Annotated in this window: 1 protein-coding gene; it reads right to left on the reverse strand. The window is 74.0% G+C overall.

Going from position 1 to position 2752, the window contains the following annotated elements; all coding sequences use genetic code 11:
- Nucleotides 1-68 precede the first annotated feature (68 nt).
- The coding region (gene infB / locus CUD01_RS16230) for a translation initiation factor IF-2 (RefSeq protein ID WP_141322524.1) at nucleotides 69-2752 on the reverse strand (2684 nt) is incomplete at its 5' end.

The raw sequence follows: 2752 nt of genomic DNA on the forward strand, positions 1-2752 counted from the left end.
GGGCGGCCGCCCCGCACGGGGCGGCCGCCTGGTAGGCCGTGCGCGCACACCACACCCGACCGACGGGCTCAGACCCGCGGCTTCTCCCGCATCTCGAACGTCTCGATGACGTCCTCGAGCTGCAGGTCGTTGTACGACCCGAGGCCGATACCGCACTCGTAGCCCTCACGGACCTCGGTGGCGTCGTCCTTGAACCGCTTGAGCGACTCGATCGTGAGGTTGTCCGCGATGACCTTGCCACCGCGGAGCACACGCGCCTTGGAGTTCCGTCGGATCTCGCCCGAGCGCACGATCGAGCCGGCGATGTTGCCGAACTTCGACGAGCGGAAGACCTCGCGCACCTCGGCGGTACCGAGCTGCGCCTCCTCGTACTCCGGCTTGAGCATGCCCTTGAGCGCTGCCTCGACGTCGTCGATCGCCTGGTAGATGACCGAGTAGAAGCGCACGTCGACGCCCTCACGGTCGGCCAGGTCCTCGACGCGCTCCGCGAACTTCACGTTGAAGCCGATGATGATCGCCGAGTCGACGGTCGCGAGGTTGACGTCGTTCTGCGTGATCGCACCGACACCGCGGTGGATGACGCGCAGGTCGACCTCCTCGCCCACGTCGATCTTGAGCAGCGCGTCCTCGAGCGCCTCGACGGCACCGGACACGTCACCCTTGATGACCAGGTTGAGGGTCTCGACCTTGCCCTGGGCGAGCGCCTGCGTGAAGTCCTCGAGGCTGATGCGCTTGCGGCGCTTGGCCAGGAGCGCGGCACGCTCGGCCGCCTCACGCTTCTCGGCGATCTGACGGTCCGTGCGCTCCTCGGGAGCCACGAGCAGCGTGGCGCCCGCGGACGGGACGGACGCGAGGCCGAGCACCTGCACCGGACGGGACGGGCCCGCCTCGACGACGGTCTCGCCGTGCTCGTCGAACATCGCACGCACGCGGCCGTAGGCCGTGCCGGCGACGATCGCGTCGCCGACGCGCAGCGTGCCGGACTGGACCAGCACGGTCGCGACCGCGCCGCGGCCCTTGTCGAGGTTCGCCTCGATGGCGACGCCTCGCGCGTCCTTGTCCGGGTTGGCCCGCAGGTCCAGAGCGGCGTCGGCCGTGAGCAGGACCGCCTCGAGGAGCTGGTCGATGTGCAGCCCCTGCTTCGCGGAGACGTCGACGAACATCGTGTCGCCGCCGTACTCCTCGGCCACGAGGTTGTACTCGGTGAGCTGCTGGCGGATCTTGGCGGGGTTGGCCCCCTCCTTGTCCACCTTGTTGACCGCGACCACGATCGGCACGTTGGCCGCCTGCGCGTGGTTGAGCGCCTCGATCGTCTGGGGCATCACGCCGTCGTCGGCCGCGACCACGAGGATCGCGATGTCCGTGACCTGCGCACCGCGGGCACGCATGGCGGTGAACGCCTCGTGACCCGGGGTGTCGATGAACGTGATGGGACGCTCGACGCCCTCGTGCTCCTTGACCACCTGGTAGGCACCGATGTGCTGGGTGATGCCGCCGGCCTCGCCCGCGACGACGTCCGTGGAGCGGATGGCGTCGAGGAGCTTGGTCTTTCCGTGGTCGACGTGACCCATGACGGTGACGACCGGCGGGCGCGGCGCGAGGTCCTCGTCGGACTCGCCCGCCTCCTCCGCCTCGAGGTCGATGTCGAAGGCCCCGAGCAGCTCGCGGTCCTCCTCCTCGGCCGAGACCATCTCGATGACGTAGCCGAGCTCCGCCGCGAGCGTGCCGAACGTGTCCTCGTCGAGCGACTGCGTCGCCGTCGCCATCTCACCGAGGTGGAACAGCACGGTCACCAGGGCCGCGGGGTTGGCGTCGATCTTGTCGGCGAAGTCGTTCAGCGAGGAGCCGTGCCGCAGGCGGACGACCGTCTTGCCGTTGCCGCGCGGGACCTGCACGCCGCCGAGCGACGGGGCCTGCATCGCCTCGAACTCCTGGCGCTTCGCCCGCTTGGACTTGCGCCCACGCACGGGACGACCGCCTGCGCGGCCGAAGGCACCCTGCGTCGAGCCACGGCCGGCACCGCCGGGACGACCGCCGCCACCGGGACGACCGGCGAAACCGCCGCCGCCGCCGGGTGCACCGCCGCCGCCACCGGGACGACCGCCGAAGCCGCCGCGACCGCCGCCGGCACCACCGCCACCGGGGCGCGCGGGGCGCTCACCGGGTCGGCCGACGCCGCTCGAGGTACGGCCGGGCATCATGCCCGGGTTCGGGCGCGGACCACCCGGACGCGGCGCGGGACGCGGGCCGCCGGGGCGATCGCCCGCACCTGCGGCGGGAGCGCCCTCGGGACGCCGGTCGCCGGGACGCGGCATGCCCTGCGAGGGCGCGAACGGGTTGTTCCCCGGACGCGGACCGCCGGGACGCGGACCACCGGAACGCTCGCCACCACCCGCGCGGGGCATGCCCTGCGACGGCGCGAACGGGTTGTTGCCGGGGCGGGCCGCGGGGCGCGGTGCACCGGGACGTGCGCCACCCGGCGCACCGGAACGCTGACCCGCGGGACGCGGGGCGGGGCTCGCACCGGGCGCGGGCGCCTTGGCAGCGGGCGCCGGCGCGGCCGGACGTGCCGCCGGGGCGGGTGCCGCAGCCGCGGGCTGAGCCGGGGCCGGGGCGGCCGGGCGGGCCGGGGCGGGTGCCGCGGGAGCGGGCGCCGCCGCAGCGGGTGCCGCCGGAGCGGGGGCGGCGGGTGCCGCAGCGGCCGGACGTGCCGGCGCGGCGGGTCGGGACGGCGCGGGGCGCGCCGCGGGCT

It is taken from the genome of Cellulomonas uda (assembly GCF_006538705.1).
GTDB lineage: Bacteria > Actinomycetota > Actinomycetes > Actinomycetales > Cellulomonadaceae > Cellulomonas > Cellulomonas uda.